At 57.1% G+C, this 20,779-nt stretch carries 18 protein-coding genes and 1 pseudogene; 13 read left to right on the top strand and 6 right to left on the bottom strand.

From position 1 onward, the window contains the following. Positions 1 to 68: 68 nt before the first annotated feature. From ABF990_RS02895 to mdcA, 3 genes are read right to left on the bottom strand one after another with little or no spacing between them, the layout of a single operon-like run. Entirely contained in the window at positions 69 to 857 is a 789-nt protein-coding gene (locus tag ABF990_RS02895) for a biotin-independent malonate decarboxylase subunit beta (RefSeq protein ID WP_415499740.1), read from the bottom strand. Continuing rightward, on the bottom strand, positions 854 to 1,168 hold the full coding sequence (gene mdcC, locus ABF990_RS02890) for a malonate decarboxylase acyl carrier protein (RefSeq protein WP_415499739.1): 315 nt from the start codon (positions 1,166 to 1,168) through the stop codon (positions 854 to 856). Before mdcC ends, ABF990_RS02895 begins: the two co-directional genes overlap by 4 nt. Positions 1,169 to 1,176: 8 nt before the next feature. Further along, on the bottom strand, positions 1,177 to 2,820 hold the full coding sequence (mdcA, locus tag ABF990_RS02885) for a malonate decarboxylase subunit alpha (protein ID WP_415499738.1): 1,644 nt from the start codon (positions 2,818 to 2,820) through the stop codon (positions 1,177 to 1,179). Positions 2,821 to 2,936: 116 nt separating this feature from the next. Between mdcA and ABF990_RS02880 the strand changes: the two genes are divergently transcribed. The 5 genes and pseudogenes from ABF990_RS02880 (at position 2,937) to ABF990_RS02860 (ending at position 7,460) form a co-directional block, all read left to right on the top strand. After that, entirely contained in the window at positions 2,937 to 3,842 is a 906-nt protein-coding gene (locus tag ABF990_RS02880; protein ID WP_415499737.1) for a LysR family transcriptional regulator, read from the top strand. Positions 3,843 to 3,928: 86 nt separating this feature from the next. Beyond that, positions 3,929 to 4,063: a hypothetical protein gene (locus ABF990_RS02875; protein ID WP_415499736.1), complete on the top strand. Its 135-nt coding sequence runs from the start codon at positions 3,929 to 3,931 to the stop codon at positions 4,061 to 4,063. A gap of 360 nt (positions 4,064 to 4,423) precedes the next feature. Next, on the top strand, positions 4,424 to 4,708 hold the full coding sequence (locus tag ABF990_RS02870; RefSeq protein WP_415499735.1) for a hypothetical protein: 285 nt from the start codon (positions 4,424 to 4,426) through the stop codon (positions 4,706 to 4,708). A gap of 222 nt (positions 4,709 to 4,930) precedes the next feature. After that, positions 4,931 to 6,241, top strand: coding sequence for a DUF1800 domain-containing protein (locus ABF990_RS02865; RefSeq protein ID WP_415499734.1), 1,311 nt, complete (start codon positions 4,931 to 4,933; stop codon positions 6,239 to 6,241). A 3-nt stretch (positions 6,242 to 6,244) separates the two neighbouring features. Continuing rightward, a pseudogene (locus ABF990_RS02860) lies at positions 6,245 to 7,460 on the top strand (DUF1501 domain-containing protein). 236 nt (positions 7,461 to 7,696) lie between these two features. Here the strand turns inward: ABF990_RS02860 and ABF990_RS02855 are convergent. Continuing rightward, positions 7,697 to 8,023, bottom strand: a complete 327-nt coding sequence (locus ABF990_RS02855) for a hypothetical protein (RefSeq protein WP_415499733.1) — start codon at positions 8,021 to 8,023, stop codon at positions 7,697 to 7,699. Positions 8,024 to 8,156: 133 nt separating this feature from the next. Between ABF990_RS02855 and ABF990_RS02850 the strand changes: the two genes are divergently transcribed. Then, complete coding sequence (locus tag ABF990_RS02850) at positions 8,157 to 10,763, top strand: TonB-dependent receptor plug domain-containing protein (RefSeq protein ID WP_415499732.1); 2,607 nt, start codon at positions 8,157 to 8,159, stop codon at positions 10,761 to 10,763. 409 nt (positions 10,764 to 11,172) lie between these two features. Here ABF990_RS02850 and ABF990_RS02845 read toward each other — a convergent pair whose 3' ends face one another. Beyond that, positions 11,173 to 12,162: an ABC transporter substrate-binding protein gene (locus ABF990_RS02845; protein WP_415499731.1), complete on the bottom strand. Its 990-nt coding sequence runs from the start codon at positions 12,160 to 12,162 to the stop codon at positions 11,173 to 11,175. Positions 12,163 to 12,212: 50 nt separating this feature from the next. After that, positions 12,213 to 13,496 (bottom strand): acyl-CoA dehydrogenase family protein, encoded by a 1,284-nt coding sequence (locus tag ABF990_RS02840; RefSeq protein ID WP_415499759.1) that lies wholly within the window; start codon positions 13,494 to 13,496, stop codon positions 12,213 to 12,215. A gap of 237 nt (positions 13,497 to 13,733) precedes the next feature. Here ABF990_RS02840 and ABF990_RS02835 point away from each other — a divergent pair, with 237 nt between their 5' ends. Genes ABF990_RS02835 through ABF990_RS02805 form a run of 7 tightly spaced genes read left to right on the top strand, consistent with a single transcriptional unit; the run spans position 13,734 to position 20,777 of the window. Then, the gene (locus tag ABF990_RS02835; RefSeq protein ID WP_415499730.1) at positions 13,734 to 14,780 is read left to right on the top strand and encodes an ABC transporter permease; all 1,047 of its coding nucleotides are present in this window, start codon (positions 13,734 to 13,736) and stop codon (positions 14,778 to 14,780) included. A 17-nt stretch (positions 14,781 to 14,797) separates the two neighbouring features. After that, positions 14,798 to 15,745, top strand: coding sequence for an ABC transporter permease (locus tag ABF990_RS02830; protein WP_415499729.1), 948 nt, complete (start codon positions 14,798 to 14,800; stop codon positions 15,743 to 15,745). Then, the gene (locus tag ABF990_RS02825) at positions 15,742 to 16,617 is read left to right on the top strand and encodes an ATP-binding cassette domain-containing protein (RefSeq protein WP_415506468.1); all 876 of its coding nucleotides are present in this window, start codon (positions 15,742 to 15,744) and stop codon (positions 16,615 to 16,617) included. Before ABF990_RS02830 ends, ABF990_RS02825 begins: the two co-directional genes overlap by 4 nt. Position 16,618: 1 nt before the next feature. Next, the gene (locus ABF990_RS02820; protein ID WP_415499726.1) at positions 16,619 to 17,431 is read left to right on the top strand and encodes an ATP-binding cassette domain-containing protein; all 813 of its coding nucleotides are present in this window, start codon (positions 16,619 to 16,621) and stop codon (positions 17,429 to 17,431) included. Positions 17,432 to 17,448: 17 nt separating this feature from the next. Then, a complete protein-coding gene (locus ABF990_RS02815) occupies positions 17,449 to 18,456 on the top strand; it encodes an aldo/keto reductase (RefSeq protein WP_415499725.1) in 1,008 nt (335 codons plus the stop codon). Positions 18,457 to 18,490: 34 nt separating this feature from the next. After that, positions 18,491 to 19,552, top strand: coding sequence for an ABC transporter substrate-binding protein (locus tag ABF990_RS02810; protein WP_415499724.1), 1,062 nt, complete (start codon positions 18,491 to 18,493; stop codon positions 19,550 to 19,552). 13 nt (positions 19,553 to 19,565) lie between these two features. After that, positions 19,566 to 20,777, top strand: a complete 1,212-nt coding sequence (locus ABF990_RS02805; protein ID WP_415499723.1) for an FAD-dependent oxidoreductase — start codon at positions 19,566 to 19,568, stop codon at positions 20,775 to 20,777. The last annotated feature ends 2 nt before the right edge of the window (positions 20,778 to 20,779 follow it).

Below are 20,779 nucleotides of genomic sequence, written 5' to 3'. Positions count from 1 at the left end.
GCCTTCTGGCTTTGGCAGACCAGCAATCCGCCAAATCTCCGGCGTATCACGACAGGCACCGTACAATTTCAAGCGCTCGGCAAGACGCTCCTGCTCGCGCTCCAGCGTTTCCAGTGAAAAAGAAGGCATGGTGTTGCGTGCCTGTGCCGCAGCTTTACGAAAACTGCCGACATCTCCCTTAACGTAACTGTCAGCACCACCAAGAAGAACACGGCTGCGCCCCCCGTGACACGCCAGACAAGAGCCCGGTCACGAGAATCGAACTCTTCCACGCCTTTGTTGGTTTCAATGACTTCCGGTCCGCTAACAGAAATGCGACCCTGTTCGGAAATCACAACGTGCGAACAGCACGCAGTCACCAGCCCGCCCCCTCCAAACGCACCGGCCCTCCCCCCTATCAGGGCAACGACCGGAACGCCTGCACGTCGAACATCAAGAATGGCACGGATGGTTTCTGAAACAGCCATTTCACCCGCGTTGGCCTCCTGCAGCCGTACGCCACCTGTATCAAGCAAAAGGAGAACAGCGCCCACCCCGTGGCGTGTACCGGCACTTTTGGCAACGCCCCGTAGCAGACCAACAAGCTTGGCACCGCTGACCTCAGCAAATGTACCGCCCATGAACTGGCCCTCCTGTGCCGCTATCGCGACAGGACAACCATCAATCTGACCACGCCCCACAATCAGCCCGTCATCGAAAGCCGGAGGCAGATCGAACAATGCCAAATGAGGACTCATAACGCGACTTTGCGGGGGCAGAATTTCTTCAAAACTTCCTGAATCCAGCAGACCGTCAATCCGTGCCCGTGCAGATGATTCATACCAGCTCGGCTCACTCAGCACATTTTTCGGAATCATGACGACACCTCCATAAGCCTGGCACCCTGCATCAGACGCAGCAGCACAGTGTCTGGCCGCGCTCCGTTATCGTGAATGGATATATGCACTCCACCCGGAGAGGCCCGCTCGACAAAATCGCGGATGACGGCATCCCATACCGGTTGATACCCGTGTGATGCCGTCATCACCTCCACCGTAACAGCTAAAGGGTCTTCCGCCCTTTCAAAGAGAATTTCCAGATTTCCCGAAGCAACGACACCGGTCATCGCTTCAGAACGCTCTCCACCCAGTGGCGCTTTCGCCCGGGTCAGTATGGTGAATTTTTCCATGGAAGACCTCACCAGTTGCGGAATTTCGACGGTGGCGCGTACAGGCCGTCAGACCATGAAACAAGATCACGAACGGATCTGGCGGCAAGAAGGTTACGATCGGCCTGCAGCAGATCAATTCCCAGATCCTCCGGACGACGGATCACACCACGTGCGCGCAGGTCTTCTACCTTTGTCCGGTCACGGGCAAGACCTACCGGCGTGTAGCCAGCAACTCCGCGGATCGCCTGCTCCACCTCGTCAGCATCACGACACAGAAGAAGGTTAGCGATCCCCTCCTCCGTGACGATATGCGTCACGTCGTCACCAAAAATCATGACAGGTGCCAAAGGCATACCCAGCTTGCGGGCCAGGGCGATACTGTCGAGTTCTTCAACGAAGGCAGGTTTCATGCCTTCACCAAATGTTTCGACCATCTGCACGACAAGCTTGCGTCCCCGCACAAGAGGCCCATCGCTCCCCGCCGCTTCACGTCCTGCTTTCAACCATGCATCAGAGACATGCCTGCGGCCATGCGCATCAGATCCCATATTCGGCGCACCGCCAAAGCCCGCGATCCGATCTGGCGTAACGGTGGAGGAATTGCCCGCAAGATCAATCTGAAGCGTAGATCCTATAAACATGTCACAGGCGTAAAGTCCCGCATTCTGACACAGGAGGCGATTAGAACGCAGCGTTCCATCATGGCCTATAAAATACACATCCGGCCGTGCAGACATGTAGCGATCCATGCCAACTTCACTGCCAAAGCAGTGGATTTGCTGCACCCAGCCGCTTTCAATCGCGGGTATAAGCGTAGGATGCGGATTGAGAGCCCAGTGCGTTGCGACCTCCCCACGCAAACCAAGCTGTTCACCGTAAGTTGGCAAAAGCAGTTCAATTGCAGCCGTAGCAAACCCTATACCGTGGTTAAGCCTGCGCGGCCGGTATTCAGCGTAAATGCCTTTCAGGGCAATCATCGCCATCAGAATTTGCGTCTCAGTCACGGCCCCCGGGTCACGGGTAAACAATGGCTCGACGTAAAAGGGCCTGGGAGCCTCGACAACAAAGTCCACCTGATCACCCGGAATGTCCGTGCGTGGCACTTCGTCGACAATTTTGTTAACCTGAGCAATAACAATCCCGTTTTTGCAGGCAGTTGCCTCAACGATCGTCGGCGTATCTTCGGTGTTTGGACCTGTATATAGATTACCGTTCCGATCCGCGCTCACTGCCGCAATAAGAGAGACGTTAGGGGTCAGATCAACAAAATAGCGGGCAAAGAGTTCGATATACGTATGAATGGCACCCAGTTCGATCTTTCCCTGGTCCAGAGCTCTTGCAATAGCCGCAGACTGGGGACCTGAGTATGAGAAATCCAGCTTGCGGGCAATTCCGAGCCGGAACAGATCAAGATGCTCAGACAGCACCAGACCTGACTGCACGATATGCAGGTCATGCACATCAGCAGGATCAACCTGCGTCAGGCACTCTGCCAGAAAATCAGCCTGTTTCTGGTTGTCACCCTCAAGGCACACCCGGTCTTCGCTGCAAATAACGCTCCTGAGTAAAGCGGTAACATTCTCCGGCTCCACCACTTTACCCGATACAAACGGAGCCGCCGCCTCAAGGCGCCGCGCCCGTTCTTTTTTTTGCTTGGTCCAATCCGTCATCAATCTTGTCCTGTCCGCCATTGCGTCCGGCTACAGGAACACTACGCTTAGAAAAGTTTTCAGTGGAAGAATAAATTATTGACAGGTCGGTGAGTGGATATATTAATAATAATATTATGATTCATACTGACCTTCTGGAAAGCTTCCTGGCCCTGGTAGAAGAAGGAAGCTTCACCTTTGCCGCAGACCGAATGGGATTAACGCAATCCACTGTCAGCCAGCAGATCCGCAGGCTTGAAGCGCAACTTGGGCAGCGTCTATTTCATCGCTCGACACACCGCGTGACCCTTCTGCCGGAAGGAGAGCGCCTGCTACCGCACGCCAGACGCATTCTTGGCGCCATAATGGATGCAGAGAATGACTTCGCGGCACCCAACGTAACGGGACACGTTAATCTGGGCGTTGCAGAAGATTTCGCGACATCGAGGCTTCCAGATATTCTTCGGCGTTTTCGGCGCTTTTATCCCGGAGTTACGCTACAGATCGAGGTCGGCCTCAGCGGCAATCTGCTCGACAAGCTGCATGCCGGGTTCTTCGACATTGCTCTTATCAAAACGCGCACTGCTACTCAGCAGTCCGAACCTCTTATGGCCGATCCGCTTGTCTGGGTCGCCTCTCCGGAGGAGCCGGATTTATACAACCAGCGCCCACTCCCACTTGCTCTCCATCCCGAACCCAGCCTTAGCCGTAATATGGCACTTGAAGCGCTCAACGCGGCCCGCATTCCATTCACCATTACCCACACAAGTTTGAGCATCACCGGGCTCAGAGCCGGCGTTATAGCGGGACTTGGAATTTCGGCGTTCGGTCGCAGTTTCATTCCCGACGGCGTACAAATTATCGACGCCCGTACTGCAGGCCTTCCCCTCCTGCCCGACCTGCCCTTTGTCCTGGAACAACAAAAAGGCACACAAGGCAGTCAGGCAGTTACAGCTTTGATCAGAGCCATTCACGAAAATGTAGCTCTACTGGATCAACACACGCTGCCTCTCTCGCAGGGCCTCAGAAAAGCCTCGCCATAACATGATGCTCTCAACGGATCGATATCCGTTCGACCGAACAGACGTTATCGGGCGTTTACGTCAGTTCTGGCAGGCTGGATATGAGCGTGTCGGGCAATACCTTCCTGACGGTGGGTGTCAGCAGCAGCACGACGGAAACCAGCGCGCACCACTTCAACACATTGCAGCAGTGTCGCGGCATTTCAGCACTGAGTGATGGAGGAATATGCCACCCGCTTTAGACTTTACCCTGCAAAATCAGGTAAAAAGCATTGTGCAAAAGATACTCCTCGGGCGTCAGGAATCATGATGACGAAATGCATTATCTCCGGAATTTTATCAAATTCGCAGCTTCACCCTTTTAAATACTTGATGAACTGATTTTAACCCGCCAATGATGAGCATATACCGCGCGTGCTCTTTTGAAGACCCAGGCATTTAAAGAAAGAGAGAGACTACAAAGCATGCGTCCTATCAGACACAACCTTCTTGTCTGCGCGTTCGGGTGTGTTCTGATGATGGGCTGCTCTCGCTCACAGCCGAAAGATGCCGACACGGTTTGCGCGCTCCCTGCTGCACACCCGGACAGTCACGGTCATATCTTGACCACTGTTGGAACCGAGCTGGGTCATCTGGCGCCTATAGCGCTCTCAGCCATACCCGGCATGAATGGAATAGGTGGCCAGGCGGCAGGCCTGGGGATGCAACAGGTCACGAACCGTTTGGGCATGGACCATCCCCACGAGATGGTCAGCAATGCCCCCCTGCACGCGGAGGAGAACGCAAACCCCGACCGACGCACGACACTGTCCGTTCCCTGCCAAGCGAAAAAAACCGTGCAACCAGAGATTAAAAGTCAGGACATTAAATTTGCTGAAGAAAAATAAATCCATGCCATAGCAGTATTTTTAGAAAATCCACACGATCAGAGCCGGCCATTCGAGAACTGCTGCACCGGATTTCATCATCTCCATTGAGCAGACGACCTATCCAGATTTCCGTTAACTGCCCCGAACATATATCCAACACCGACCATCTTTTGCCACATACAACGATTATCCCATACAGAAGTCCTGCCACTCCCGTCCTTCGGACAGTATGAGATTAACATGCGACTTGTCAGTGCCATCAACAGGTTTGGCTGGGGTCAGAGGAATGACCTTACGCCCGACGGGCCTCTCCGGGAGTGGCTTGCGCTCCAGCTTGATCAGCCTGATGCCGCTAACTTCAAGGCTGTCAGGCCGTGTTCGGATGGCCTGCTTGCCTTGCGGGAGCAACGTAAAGCCAGGATGCAGGGCGATCCCCTGGTCAAGCCAATCTTTCAGGCAGAAGTCGCAACCCAGCTGAACACCCTTCTTGTCACGGACCAGCCTTTCCGTGAACGACTGGTCTGGTTCTGGTTCAACCATTTTACCGTCAGCCTTCGTCAGGGCAGTACACGGGCAGTCATTGGCGCCTATCTGCGCGAGGCCATTCGCCCGCATGTAACAGGGCGGTTTTCTGACATGCTGCTGGCTGTGATGCGCCACCCCGCCATGCTGATGTATCTGGACAATACCTCCTCCATCGGCCCCCATAGCCCTGCTGGACGCAGGAGCCATCGTGGACTTAACGAAAACCTGGCCCGCGAATGTCTGGAACTTCATACCGTCTCTCCCGCCGCAGGCTACAGCCAGAGCGACGTAACGTCCTTCGCGACTATCCTGACGGGTTGGAGCATCGACATGCAGGCCGAGCAGCCAGGTTTCATATTCCGGGAAAAATCCCATGAACCTGGCACCAAGACCATGATGGGCCAGACATTTCCCGAAGGTGAGGAAGGAGGCATGCAGGCCCTGCACTTTCTGGGCACCCATCCGCAAACCTACCGGCATATTGCGGCCCGGCTGGTCGGACATTTCATGTCCGATACGCCGGCACCGCAGGATATCAAGCATCTGGCATCCGTACTCAGGGACAGTGAGGGAAACCTCCGCGAAGCCTCTCTTGCCCTTGCGGACCTGCATGATGCAAACCGCGCAGGTGGCAAGTTCCGATCTCCCATGGATTATGCCACCGCCGTCATGCGGGCCCTGGCCGAGGGAGGAGAACCTGATGCAGCAGACGAAAACCCGCATTCTGCCCCCCACCGGCTTTTTGCAGCCTTCTCGTCCCTTGGGCAGCCGTTATGGACAGCGCCACTGCCCAACGGCTGGAGCGATCGCGCCGCAGACTGGTGTGCACCAGCGGATATGCTCGCCCGCACAGACTGGGCCTGGAGAATGGCCGCACATGCCCGGACCGCAGACCCTATGGAGGTTGCCCATCTCGCCCTCGGGCCAGCGCTCCGCCCCCAGACACAGTTAGCCATGCATCGGGCCGGTTCCCGTCAGGATGCTTTGACCCTGCTGTTTTCATCCCCCGAATTCCAGAGGCGCTGATTCATGATGATCCATCGTCGCGCAACCCTGCTGGGCCTGGCCGCGAGCTGTGAGCTGTGTGCTTGGGCGCGCTTCTCTCGCATTAGCAGGTCCGGTCGGTGGGCCAGACGATCCACGCTTTGTGGTTATTATTCTCAGGGGGGCGCTGGATGGCCTGTCGGCTGTCACGCCATATGGAGATGCTGACCTTGGAACGCACCGCCGCGACCTTGTCCTTCCCGAACCTGGACGGGATGGGGGCCTTCTTGATCTGGGTGGGTTCTACGGGCTGCACCCCTCTTTGCAGACATTGCATGGACTTTACGGGGACGGGCAGATGCTGCCTGTTCATGCCGTTGCAGGACATTATCGCAGTCGCTCCCATTTTGAAGCGCAGGACTATCTTGAAAGCGGTACGGATACCCGCCTGAACAGTGGCTGGCTGAACCGGGCCGTTTCCGTTCTGGCGGGCAGGGCCAACCGACCGGACGGATATGGACTGGCCATGGGACTGACCGTTCCGCTTCTGCTGCGCGGATCAGCCCGGGTTGGAAGCTATGCACCAGCAGGAAGCCAGCACCCGGACGAGACACTTTACAACCAGATCCTTGCCCTGAACTCTGCTGATCCCGTCACAGGGCCAGCGTTCCGGGACGGGCTGAAAGCACGGGGTTTTTCAGATGCCGCCATGGCCGAAACAATAAAGCCTCCCGTCATAGGCAAACAAGGCCAGTCGGATGCTTTTACAAAACTTTCAATGGCTGCGGGGCAAATGCTGGCCACACCCCACGGGCCCCGGATCGCCGCATTGGAAATCGGCGGATGGGACACGCACGCAGCGCAACTCGGACGACTGGCCGGCCCTCTCGCCCAACTCGATCGTGGGGTTGATGCCCTGCGTCAAAGCCTGGGAGAAAGCTGGAAACGCACGGTCGTTCTGGCCATGACGGAGTTTGGCAGGACAGTGCGCATGAACGGAACAGGCGGAACAGACCATGGCACTGGCACAGTCACATTCCTGGCTGGTGGCGCCGTAGCAGGAGGAAAGGTCAGAGGAACATGGCCCGGCCTGCGACCCGGCCAGCTTTTTGAAAACCGGGATCTTGCCCCTACCACGGATTTACGTGCTGTGGCCGCCGGTATCCTGTGCGACCATCTGCACCTATCACCGCTGGCAATTGCAACGGTATTTCCCGGCCCGAAAACAGACCCGCTGAAAGGGCTGATTGTTCCAAGCTAGCGCTAGAATTGCGTTTATGGCGAATTCTGTCTCTCTGGATCATCACTGTTCAGAATTGCATAAATAGCGGTACGTCAGTTGAAGACGCGCTGGAACTGTGGGCGTCCAGGCTTTGAACCGTTCCGGATTTAGCGAAAACCAACACCCCGCACTCATCAAGCCGGAGACGGACCACCACACCGACGTGAGCGCCCGGACCGGCACGAAGGCCTGTCCCGCAACGCATACGTCACTGGTCAGTCCATGGTGTATATGCCTTCCACCACATCTTCGAGACGCCCGGAATACTCTCCCCGGACCCGTTTCAATTTCGCACGCCCTTCATCAAAGGTCCTGAAGTCGTCCCGCTTCCAACCTCCTCCATCGCGCTCGTATTTTAACCGTCGGATGTAGCTGGTCGCATCGCTGATCCTGCGCCTGCGCCTGCGCCTGCGACACAGATCACCGGGAGTGCCACGCATTACCATGTCGCTGGACACTGTGCAGAGACGACGTAAAAACGCCAGCCGCCAATGACGGTTATCCTCTATGAGCGGCAGAATGCGTCGAGAACTTGCGCTCATAATTCACTATATAATTTCGCTGTTAACATAAAACACTTTGACTCTAGGTTTTAATTTATATAGCAAATATTTGAACGTCTTTTTTGTTTAAACTATATCTTATAGTGATATATCGAGAAGGAACAGCATCTCCATGCTGGCGCAGCACCGCAAATTCGTGATCCCGTTTCTACTGCCACCGATTTTAAGCCTTTCCCTGCCTGAACTGGCCAAGGCCGAAACGGCCAGCAACCCGGATTCAGTCCAGAAGCACAAATTTGCCCCCGCCCCCGTAACACTGAAGACAACTGATGCCGCCAAGACTATCGCTGCGCCTCTTGCTGCATCTCCTCGTCCTCAAGTCAGCGCCGCGGCAGAGCAGCTGGTCGTAACCGGTAGCCGCAGCGGTGCGCGTCGGGTCGAAGACAGCCTGACGCCCATTGCCCTTGTGACCTCAGCAGACATCAAAAAAACCGGGAAACAGACCCTGCGGGATGCTCTGGCCGAGCTTTTCCCCAGCTATACCAGCACGGCCGGTTATCAAGGGCAGCAGGGTGAAGCCGTTCGCACCGCACGTTTGCGCGGTCTGGATTCGAAAGATACCCTGATCCTTGTGGACGGAAAACGGCGTCATAAAACATCGCTTTTCATTTCCGGCGAATCACCGACAGATCTGGACATGATCCCGATGAGCGCGGTTGACCATATCGAGATTCTTGAAGATGGTGCTGCCGCGCAATACGGTTCAGACGCGATAGCCGGCGTCATCAACATCGTCCTGAAGAAAAACGCAAAAGGCGGCGCAGCCAGCTTCGGTTACGGCCAGTACGGCTCCACCGTAGGCGACCAGTCGGACCTTTGGGGCCGGACGGGTACGATACAGTTCAACCAGGGTTTCGACCTTGGACCGGAAGGCAGTTTTTTCTCGCTCAGCGGTAATATTGATATCAAATCCCCAACGAACGTCTACGGTTCTTATCCTCTCTCGTCCCGTATCTATCCCAAACTGAGTAATGGCCAGCTTGATCCGCGCGAATATAGCATGTCCAGATTCCGTCAGATCGAAGGGCAACCTGCCGCCAGAAATTTCAGTTTTGCCTATAATACTGCCGTCCCTTTGAACGATTCCGTGGTTTTCTACAGCAATGCCACGTTCGATCACCGGAACTCGGATGGCTATCTTTTCTACCGCACCGCCATATCGCCACAGAATTTTCCCTGGATCTATCCGGACGGATATATGCCACTTTCGTCAATCGCAGAGAACGACTATCAGGCTGTATTCGGGTTCAAGGGCAAGGATTTCTTTGGCTGGAAATGGGATGTCAGTTCCAGCTATGGCAGCGACCGGGCCCAGGTGTACACACTCAACAGCCTCAACCCTTCGCTCGGCCGCCAATACGAGAACAAGCATAATTTCTATGATGGCTCGCTTATAAACGGCGAATGGGTCAATAATTTCGATCTTTCCAGAAAATTCGACACCGGGCTTTTTTCCCGTCCGCTGTCGGTTTCACTCGGGATCGAACATCGGCGAGAAACCTTCAACTCCTACGCGGGAGAATGGGCATCTTACGAGGATGGCAGCTTTATCTGGCCTGCGGGAGGCGCCAATGCAGGAATCGCGCCCAATCCCGGCGCATCAGGCATGAAAGGCTTCGACCCCAAGGATGTTGGCGGATGGAGCCGTAACAACGCGGCTGTGTACGCGGAACTAAACCAGAAAATTACAGACAAGCTTACACTCGATATCGCTGGCCGTTATGAGTACTGGACCGACTTCGGCAGCGCTCCGATTGGCAAGATTTCCGGGCGTTATGATTTCAATAAGAAATTTGCCCTGCGTGGAACCATAAGCAACGGATTTTCGGCCCCCACGCTGCAGCAGGAGCATTATACCCAATCCACAGGTGGATATGTCACCAATCCGACCACCGGGCAGCTTTATCAGCAATATACGGTTCAGGCATCACCCACGAGCGCTATTGCCAATGCATTGGGCGCACAGGCGCTCAAGCCGGAACACAGCCTTAACGCCAGCCTTGGTTTCGTAACCCATCCGCTGCCGCGAACCACCTTCACCGTAGATGGTTACGTGATAGATATCCGTAACCGGATCATCATCACGCCAACCCTGCAGGGCAGCACCGTCACAAGAGTTCTGAACGCTGCCGGAATCTATAATGTAACCGGCGTCACACTCTATACTAATGCCGCACATACCCTCACCAAAGGGTTTGACGTTCGTCTTGAACATTTCGAAAAATTGGGAAAATGGGGCACGTTGCGGTGGACACTGGTGAGCGATGAGAACAATACGTCGATCATCGGCCTGTCCGGAATCCCGAGCGCTCTGGCTGGCAGCGGCATCGGATGGGGTCGCTCGGTCACCAGCCAGCTGACCAGCTGGTATCCCAAGAATGTCACGACCCTTGCCCAGGATTGGCAGATCGGGAACTGGGATCTGATGATAAAGGAATATCGCTGGAGCAGCACAAACTACAAGGACGCAAATGGCCCGCAACTGGACCAGCATAATGCTGCTGCTTTCACGACCGATATCAATGTCAGCTACCGTGTCAATTCCAACATGACCGTCGTTTTTGGTGCGAATAACGTAACGAACAAACGTCCCACGCAATGGTCGGCCTCAACTCGGAAATATGCGAGCGTTCCCATCTCGAACCCGGCTTATAACTGGTATTCCCCCTATGGGAACGACGGAGGATACTACTACGCCAGGCTCGATGCGAAATGGTAAGCTAAAAAATAGCCGCTTCCCGCAGCACGCCATCAGGCAACACCTCGACCGATAAAACGCAAGTAAACCCGCTTACCAGATCTGGTAAGCGGGTTTACTGCATAAAACGGCACAGACCATTATAATTACCGCAAAAATCTACATAATACAGATAAATCATCCAACTCTGAACGCGGATGCTTGTTTTTCAGATAGGCGTTGGCAGTCCACACGTTTTATACCCGCGCCAGAACAGATCAATAATACCAGCCAACGCCCGGTTATTCATGCTTTGGAACGCCATTATGATATTCCAGTGATGATACCTATTTTTACTGCTTTTTTTCACGGAAAAATAAAACACTATCGATTTTCGATATCAGGCATCTGACCGGTAAACATAGCAATACCTTCCAAAGCCTGCGGCCATTCAGGACACGGGCAACAGGGTAGACGGATCAAGCGCCCACTCGCTGACATTGACCGGTTGAAGGATAAAACCTTCAGCGAACAGGAAATCCGCCTGCTCCTGCAAAGCCGACACGCGCTCGGGCGTAAGGCGGGGAATAAGGTTATCCGCTTGGAAGCGTGTAAACGCCGCTTCTGCATCCTCTACGGCCTGACCGGTCTCATCTGCCAGCAGGCTCCAAAGGCGTTGCCGGTCATCGCCGATATCAACAACTGCTTTTGTAATTTGATTCACGACCCCAGCGGCCAGAGCAGGCCGTGCGGCAAGAAAATCTTCATGGAATGTCAGCGTACGGGGCGTGCCGTTATTGATCCTCAACGACGGATCCGGCAATGTGTCGATCCGCAATAACACGCGATACATCCCGCTGCGAACCGCTGCTGCGCCCGCGGCACTCTTCACCCAGACGGCGTCTACACGCCCCTCGTTGAGAGCCTGAAGTTCGGCGTCGAACTGTTCTACGCCACGTTCTCCCGGAGACGTGCTCCATCCGCCTGGCAGATCGACAAGCTGGACATCTTTGGGTTCGAGACCTGCTGAACGGAGAGCCTGCTGGATGCCGCGCAGCACACTGATACGCGCCACGTCGAGCGTCTGGCGCTGATTGTCGGGCACAGCAAACCGAAGGCCCGCAAGATCTCGTACAGAAACCGCTGGACTGTCCGCACGCACCAGAATGGCCTGAAATTCGTCCAGCCATGTAATACCCAAAAGGCGGGTTCGGGCACCGCGCGAACGAGCCCATATAGCCGGGATATTACCGCCCTCGCGCAGCAGATTAGCAATTCCATGTTCAAAATGATGCCGCCGAATTGCAGGATCCGGTGCATCCTGCAATGCCTGCGGCGTCAGTCCTGACGCTTCAATCAGTTGTTGCAGGTCACGTGTCGCGGCCCCGACCCCGACCGCCGTTGGAGCCGGGCAACGTGTGTAATAAAAAATATCGTTCATCTCGTGCCTCTTTTCCATATCTGTCGATTTAGCCCAGTGAGACACCGTGTTCAGAAAACACGCCCTTCATCGAAATCATCGCGAACACCGTTGAGGTAATAGTCACCAAGAACCCGGCCGCGCAGGAATGCGGGATTATGGTTGAGGAGGGTTCGGATATTGCGCCAGTGCCGATCGAAATTGTTTTTCTGGGACGTCGCTGAACCGCCACCTGTGTCAAAAATCTTCTCTGCGGCCTGAATTGCAAGGCGCCCGACGACAATTTGCGTTTTGGAATTCTCGATCTGGCTTTTAAGAACAATGTCATCCAGGTTCACCGCCCTGTCGAGGATCGCCTGCGCGGAAACATCCAGACTGCGTGCAGTACTGGCAACAAGCACATCGACCGCATGGGAAAGTGCCGCGATTTCCCCCACGATACTCTGGACAAAATGATCGCCACGCGCCGTTTCGGAAGCGCTGTGTTTCGCCGAGCGGGCGCGCTTCGTCACATAGTCAATCGCATCGCGCTGGATATTGCGCACAATCCCGCAGACAACAGCCATGAGATGGAGTTGCGCGCGGGTGGCGCCATGGCGTTGGATAAAGCCCGCTGTGCTGTCGCCATGTTCAAAAAAGCCGTGCGCACCGATCTCCTCGGGCGCCACATCTACATCCGCGAGTTCCACACTGCCACTGGCTGACATGCGCTGCCCCATGCCATCCCAGTCATCGAGAATATTGACGCCTTCGCGATGTGCCGGCACCAGAACACTCGCTATTTTCCCCTCATCGTTCAGTGCCGTAAAACTCGTGTAATCCGCGTAAGCCGCACCAGTCGCATAATATTTATGACCGCTGAGACGGTAACGGTCCCCCTTCCGGGTCAGACGCGTACGCAGCATATTGGGTCTGGGCGTGTTGATCTCCATATGCGCGCCCCCCATCAGAGCGCCCCGCAGGATAAGCGGAGCATATCGCCGCGCAGCTTTCGATTCTGGGGCAAGCGCGATGGATTCCAGAAAGCCGAAATGACTTCTCAGGGCGTGCGCAACACTCGAATCAGCCGACGCCAGAGCGCACGTCACCTCGATCTGATCGGAGAGCGAGCCGCCCGGCCCTCCGAGCGATTTTGGTATCCGCAACCAGGTCAGTCCAGTCTGGCGTAGTCGCTCGAAAATGGGGAAAGGCAACTCCCGCCGCCGTTCACGCTCTGCCGCGCCCTGCGCAATTTCCGCGACGATAGCGGGCAGGTGCGCAAGTATTTCCTCACGGCTTGCACCAGACGGCACGGCATACGCGGTTGGGGTGCCGCCTTCCGTATCGGCGGAAAAAATTGATTCTGAAGCCGGCATGCTCACCTCTCCTTGTGCGGCGCCTACAGAACGCGACACGCTAAACACCAAAGCCCAATCGCCCGTTTGAAAAATAGCGATTAATTTTGATAATTCACTCGATCTTGGAGTAAATTACACATAACAGGATAATTAAATAATATAATGCACTTCATGATATCGCAATAAGCTTGACCATCATAAAAAAACGTCACAATATGCCTAAATTGCCATTAACAACTACAAAAGAGAGTGAAAATGGTGCGCGCCGACATTGTCCAGCCCCATGATGCTACCCCAGCCACATGGCTGAACGTGGCGCATGCGGTCGCGCTGATGCCGCGCGTGACCATACGGGCCATCATGCGCGTGGTGCCGACACTCGCCGCCATCATGGTCGTCGGCTTTAGTCTGCTCAAACTCGCGCCAGGCGATGCAATCGACCAGATTATGGGGGCGGCAGGCGGGGCATCTGCCGACAACGCAGCCATCCTGCGGGCCCATTACGGGCTCGACAAGCCGGTCTGGGTGCAGTTTCTCGCCTATATCCAGGATCTCATGCATGGCAACCTCGGCTGGTCCGTTCGTTTCAATGCACCGGTATCGCACCTGATCGCGGATCATGCCGGGCCGACAATCGTTCTTGCCTTTGCGGGGCTCGTTCTCGCGCTCGCTCTTGGCGTAGCCGGGGGCATTGTCATGGCAGCATGCGAGCGGCGGCTGATCGGCAAAATTGTGTCGACCCTCTCGATCATGTTGTATTCCGCACCGGTTTTCTGGATCAGCCTCATGCTGATCGTGCTTTTCTCGATCCGGCTGCATTGGCTGCCAAGCGGGAACGTCGAAACCATCGGGGAAGATCTGGGGGGCATCGAGTGGTTGTACGACCGCTTCCTTCATCTTCTCCTGCCCGCCATTTCGCTCGCTTTGTTCTATGCCGCGCTCTATGCGCGCGTATTCCGCGGCAGCCTCGTTCATGAACAATCCCAGGACTATGTGCGCACGGCTCGCGCCAAGGGCGCCACATCCGCCCGGGTGATGGTGCGCCATATCCTGCCAAACGCCCTGCTGCCGCTGAGCACCATCGTGGGACTGAACATAGGAAGCATGCTCGGAGGTGCTGTCGTGATCGAGACTGTGTACGACTGGCCCGGTCTGGGTCGCCTGGCCTATGACGCAATCATGGGGCGCGATTTTATCGTCCTGCTCGGCGTTTTGCTGTTTGCGTCTTTATTTGTGGTTGTGGCGAATGTGTTGACCGATCTGGGGCAACGCCTTCTCGATCCCCGGCTGCGTATCCAATGAGCGCGGCAAGGCAGAGAATGGAGGACGCGTCAGCGGCCACGTTCAAGGTCAGCTTCGACGCGAAGCAGCCAGCAAACCTGCATCGCGCAGGTGCAGCCAGACACACGGGGCGCCTCGCATCCGTGCTGCTTGCCGCCCGACGGGAAGGCGCGCTTGTTGCTGGCGCAGCTCTTCTGAGCGTGATCTTCACGCTGGCATTGGTGGCGCCATACGCGTTCCCGGGTGATCCTCTGGCCATTACCGGCCCTTCTTTCTTATGGCCGGGCGAGGCCGCCGGTCATAGTCTGGGCACGGATGCACTCGGCCGGGACGTCGCAGCCGGTATTGCTCATGGCGCACGTTTCTCTCTCTTTGTCGGCATGGGTGCTGCATTTCTTTCGACACTGGCAGGCGTTACCGCCGGTGCAGTGGCGGGATTTTTCGGTGGCTGGGCGGACCGCAGTTTTGTGCGGGTGACAGAAATTTTCCAGACAATACCGGGCTTCCTTCTCCTTATGGTCTTGATGGAGATTGTCCCCCCATCGCTCTTTTCCATTACTGGCACGATCGCACTCGTCAGTTGGCCGATGATGGCGCGCGTTGCCCGTACCGAGTTCATGGCCCTGCGTTCACGCGAGTTCGTGCTTGCCGCACGCACGCTCGGTTATGGTCCGGCACGTATTATCGTCATGGAAATCCTGCCAAACGCGCTGCCACCCATTATTGCCATCGCGTCGGTATCCGTCGCTTCCGCGATCCTGATGGAGGCGGCTCTTGCCTTCATGGGTCTCGGAGACCCGAATACCGTAAGCTGGGGTCTGATGATCGGCAACGGCCGCGAGTTCCTGCGCACCGCATGGTATCTGTCCGCCATTCCCGGCGGGGCGATCATGGCCACAGTGCTCGGCTTCAACCTGCTCGCAGACGGGCTGGCCCGGTATCTCGACCCGCACAGGGCAGACCGGGCCAGCGCACGCACCCCATGAGCATACAGAGCATGCCCCCCCTGCTTTCCCTGCGCGACCTCGCGATAGATTTTCCGGCCAGGGGGCCCGGTACCCAAGGGGTGCGGCCCGCAGTCACGTCCATAGGCTTTGATATTCCCGAAGGCGGGTTCGTCGCGCTGGTAGGCGAGTCCGGTTCAGGCAAGTCACTGACAGCTCTCTCCCTTCTCGGCCTGCTGCCGCCTGGCGCACGTCGCCTGAGCGGCACGGCGATATTTGAAAACGAGGATATCTTCCGTCTAGAGGCCGCCCCACTGCGTGCTTTACGCGGCAGCCGCATCGGCATGATTTTTCAGGAACCGATGACTTCGCTCAATCCGGTTCTGACCGTCGGAAGTCAGATTGCCGAAGTCCTGTACCTGCATCTGGGCCTGCCACGTCGCGCCGCGCAAAGCCGGACGGTTGAATTGCTGGACGCTGTACGGATCAACGATCCACGACGGATTGCCAACGCATACCCGCATGAGCTCTCCGGCGGGATGCGCCAGCGCGTCATGATCGCAATGGCGATCGCCTGCCACCCCCGCCTGCTGATCGCGGACGAACCTACCACCGCGCTCGATGTCACTATCCAGGCGCAGATCCTCGAACTCATAGACTCCCTGCGCGCCGAACTTTCGATGGCGGTCCTCCTTATCACACACGATCTCGACATCGTGGCGCAATGGGCGGACAGGGCGGTGATCGCCAGAGCCGGACAGGTTGTGGAGGCGTTAGATGCATCCCGGCTCTTTACTCACGCACAGGCTCCATACACGCGCGCGCTGCTCGCCGCCTCGCCCCGTCAGGGCAAGGTAAGACATTACACGGACGGGCCCCTCACCGAACTTCCTGCCATTATGGGGGAGGCGTAACATGGTGCCTTTTAACGTTTCTGATCTGGTTGTACGCCACCCGGACGCGCCCGCCCCCACCGTGAACGCTGTGTCGTTCACGCTGATACGCGGCGAAACACTCGGGATCGTCGGAGAATCCGGCTCGGGAAAGACAACGCTGGCGCGCACACTCATCCGCCTTCTTTCTCCCGAAAGCGGTTCCATCCGTTTCGAGAACGAGGATATAACCCATGCCCGCCCGGCTGCGCTCAGCCGCTTCAGGCGTGAAGTGCAGATGGTGTTTCAGGACCCGTTCGCTTCACTCAATCCTCGCCAGAAAATCCGCAAGGCCCTTACGACACCCCTTGCCGTGCATGGCATGCGTGATCCGGCCGAGCGTGAGGCGCGGGCTAGACAGGTTCTGCGCGAGACCAATCTGCCTGACGATGCACTGGAGCGTTTTCCCCATGAATTCTCGGGTGGACAGCGGCAGCGTATCGGAATAGCCCGTGCGCTGATTTTGGGTCCGTCCGTAATGATCTGCGACGAGCCCGTCTCGGCACTGGATCTTTCCACCCAGGCACAGATTCTCAACCTGCTGGTTGCACTCAAGCAGAGTCAGAATCTTTCCTATGTTTTCATTTCGCACGATCTTTCCGTGGTCCGGTATTTTTGCGACCGCGTCATGGTCATGCACCACGGCAGGATCGTCGAGACGGTCGCGGCCGCAACAATGGAAGCCGACGCGCGCCATCCATATACCCGCGCCCTGCTTGATGCCGCACCGCACCCAGGACGGCGCAAAACGCGCAACGTTCCCAAGGAAGCCGAAACAACGGTTTTCTCCAATTAAAGGACAGATACTGAACAATGGTCGACTATCGCTATCTTGGTAAATCCGCCCTTCAGATTTCCCCATTGACGCTCGGGACGATGATGTTCGGCGGCGCGACGGACGAAGCAACCGCTCATCGTATCATCGACAAGGCCCGCGACCAGGGCATCAACTCGATCGACACCGCAGATGTCTATAATAACGGGCAGTCGGAGGTTGTTGTCGGGCGCGGGATCAAGGCACATCGTGACCGCTGGATTTTGGCGACGAAATTCGGCAACGGTCGGGATCCCGCGCCCAATACCCGCGGACAGTCGCGCAAATGGATCATCGAAAACACCGAAGCCAGCCTGAAACGCCTTGGAACGGATTACATCGATATCCTTTACTTCCATCGCGCAGATTTCAGCGCCCCGCTGGAAGAAGCGATCCGGGCACTCGGGGATCTCGTGCGACAGGGCAAGCTGCGCTATTTCGGCGTTTCCAATTTCCGCGGCTGGCGGATCGCCGAAGCAGCGCGGATCGCAGACACACTGGGTATCGACCGGCCCATCGCCAGTCAGCCGCTTTACAATATCGTCACCCGTCAGGCCGAAGCGGAACAGTTGCCCGCCGCCGCGCATTACGGCGTTGGCGTAATCTCCTATTCTCCGCTTGCACGCGGTGTGCTGACAGGCAAATACCAGCCCGGCCAGGCACCCGAGCCCGATACCCGTGCGGGCCGGGGGGACAAGCGCATTCTGGAAACCGAATGGCGCCCCGAATCCCTCGAAATCGCAGAGAAAATCAACGCCTATGCCCGCTCGCGCGGCTTCACACCGGCGGATTTCGCCATTGCCTGGGTGCTTCGTAACAGTCTTGTCAGTTCAAGCATTACCGGCCCACGCACAGAGGAACACTGGGACGGGTATATCCGCGCGCTCGAAACAAAACTGACGGTAGAGGACGAAGCTTTCGTCGACTCACTCGTCACGCCCGGACACGCCTCGACCCCCGGTTTCAACGACCCCAGCCATCCCGTTGAAGGCCGCGTCACAGCCTGACGCCACCCACCCTTTCCCGAAAGGAACGTTCTCCATGAGCCGACAAACTCCCGCGACCATCTGGTACACACGCTGCCCCGTGCCGACGCCGCTTGGCCTCGCCGCGCAACTCGGCCTTCTGGAGAACGCTTTCGGGAAGGCCGGGATCGCACTTGAATCCATCATCGATTCACGCAACCCCGAGATTCGGCGCAGCCATTTCGATCACACCCTGCCATGGTCTTTCCGCCATGGTGGCAACGTGCCCCCGATCCGCGCACGTTCGGAAGGACGCTCGACACGCCTTGCAGGCATTACCTGGACAGACGAGTTCCAGGCGATCATCACCCTTCCCTCACGCAAGGTCGGGACAACCTCCGAGCTGAAAGGACGGCGGGTTGGTATCGCCCGTCGTCCGGCCGGCATTGTGGATTTTATGGCCGCGACAGCACTCAAGGGGCTTGAATCGGGTCTTTCCCTTGCTGGGCTGAGCCTTGACGAGGTCGAGCTCGTCGACATTCCACTCGAAACCTCCGTGCTGGAAGACCGTCTTGCGCCCTCGCTCTTCGGGTTAAACCACCGCATACCCTATGGCCCGGAAGCGGCAGCACTCATTCGTGGCGAAATTGACGCGTTTTTTGTCAAGGGCACGCCGGGCACAGCCGTCGCCAATCTGATCGGCGCCGTCGCCCTGGAGTCTTTCGGTTTTCACCCGGACCCTGCCATCCGTATCAATTCCGGCTCGCCCCGGCTTCTGACGGTCGACGCGCTGCTGGCCGATGAACGACCCGATCTGGTACGACTGCTGATCGAGACGCTGAGAGAGGCATCGCTCTGGGCCGAAGGACACCCTGACGAGACTGTGCGTTTCGTCGCCCGGGAATCCCGCGCATCCGAAGAGCAGGTGCTCGCCGCGAATGGAACACAGGTGCACCGTCATCTGGGCCTCAGCCTTGCGCCGGAGCTTCTTGCCGCTGTGTCGTCCTACAAGGATTTCCTGCTGAGGCACGGTTTTCTTGCTGGTGATTTCCAGATCGAGGACTGGGCGGATCACAGGCCGTGGAAAGGCATTCCCGACCCTGTCCCCTCCGGTCTGGCTACCGGTCTCGCGGCATAGGGACCCCGAGACCATGACCATTCCTTTCGTCGACGTTCTCATTATCGGTGGTGGCCCAGGTGGCCTTTCCCTTGCGCAGGGGCTCAAAAAAAGGGGGATCGGCGTTCGCGTGGCGGAACGCGACCTGGAACGTCGCGACTATGTTCAGGGGTTCCGCCTGCGCGTACGCGAACGCGGTATACAGGCGTTGCGCTCCAATCTTCCATCCGCCCTTTTTACCGCGCTTGAGGAAACAGCCGGTCGCGCCCCGGCTGATAGTATTGCCCTGGACGAACACCTGCGCCCCGTTCCCAGTCGCCCACGTGACTACGGGGAGAAGGAAGATGCCCATATCGACCGCTCGGTAAGCCGGATCACGCTGACCCGCATCCTGCGCTCCGGGCTGGAAGACATTCTGCAATCGGGCATTGCCTTCACCCATTACGAAACCGGCGAGAACGGCCATGTTCTCGCACATTTTGCGGATGGTTCCGCCATACGCACCCGCCTGCTCGTGGGTGCGGACGGAGCCCGCTCACGCGTGCGCCAGCAGCTCGTTCCCGATGCAAAAAGCATCGACACCGGGGCAAGGCGTCTCGCCGGGAAAATTCCGCTGCATCGGGCGCAACATCTGGGGCTGCTTCCTCTTTTTTGGGAAAAGAACGTCAACATTCGCCCGCATGACGGCGCATCGATGATGATAACCAGCCATGTCGTTGATACGGCATCGCGCCGGCGGCATGGGCTGACCGATCCGCCAGCGGCGGAAAGTGGCCTGCATCTCGACGACACAACCAGTTATATCTGGTGGAACACAGCCTATACGCGCGACAGCCTCGCCCCGGACAGCAGACTGGAAACGCTGGACGGGCAACAGTTGCTGGACCTCCTGCTCAGCCGGATTGCAACATGGGACCAGCGCTTGCTTGAACTGATCCGCGCGACCGAGCCCACGACCGTGGGCCTGCTGAAAGTCTTCAGTTCCGAACCTGGCCTTTCCTGGCCTGCCGGACCAGTGACACTTCTGGGCGACGCCGCACATGCGATGACCTATTTCCGCGCGCTCGGGTGCAATTCCGCCCTGTACGATTCCGGCCTGCTGGCCGCAGAACTCGCCCGCGTAAAAGAGGGCACGCCACTGCGACAGGCCATAGGTGAATATGAAGGCGCCATGCGCACCCACGGCGAGCATGCGGTTCGCTCCTCTCTTGATGCACTGCGGCACAGCCTTGGGCTGGCAGCCTGAAA

Origin of the sequence: Acetobacter sp., from assembly GCF_047723915.1 — a bacterium.
Taxonomy (GTDB): Bacteria; Pseudomonadota; Alphaproteobacteria; order Acetobacterales; family Acetobacteraceae; genus Acetobacter.
The sequence above is the reverse complement of the archived record's forward strand: the minus strand, read 5'-3'. Positions and strand labels throughout refer to the sequence as shown.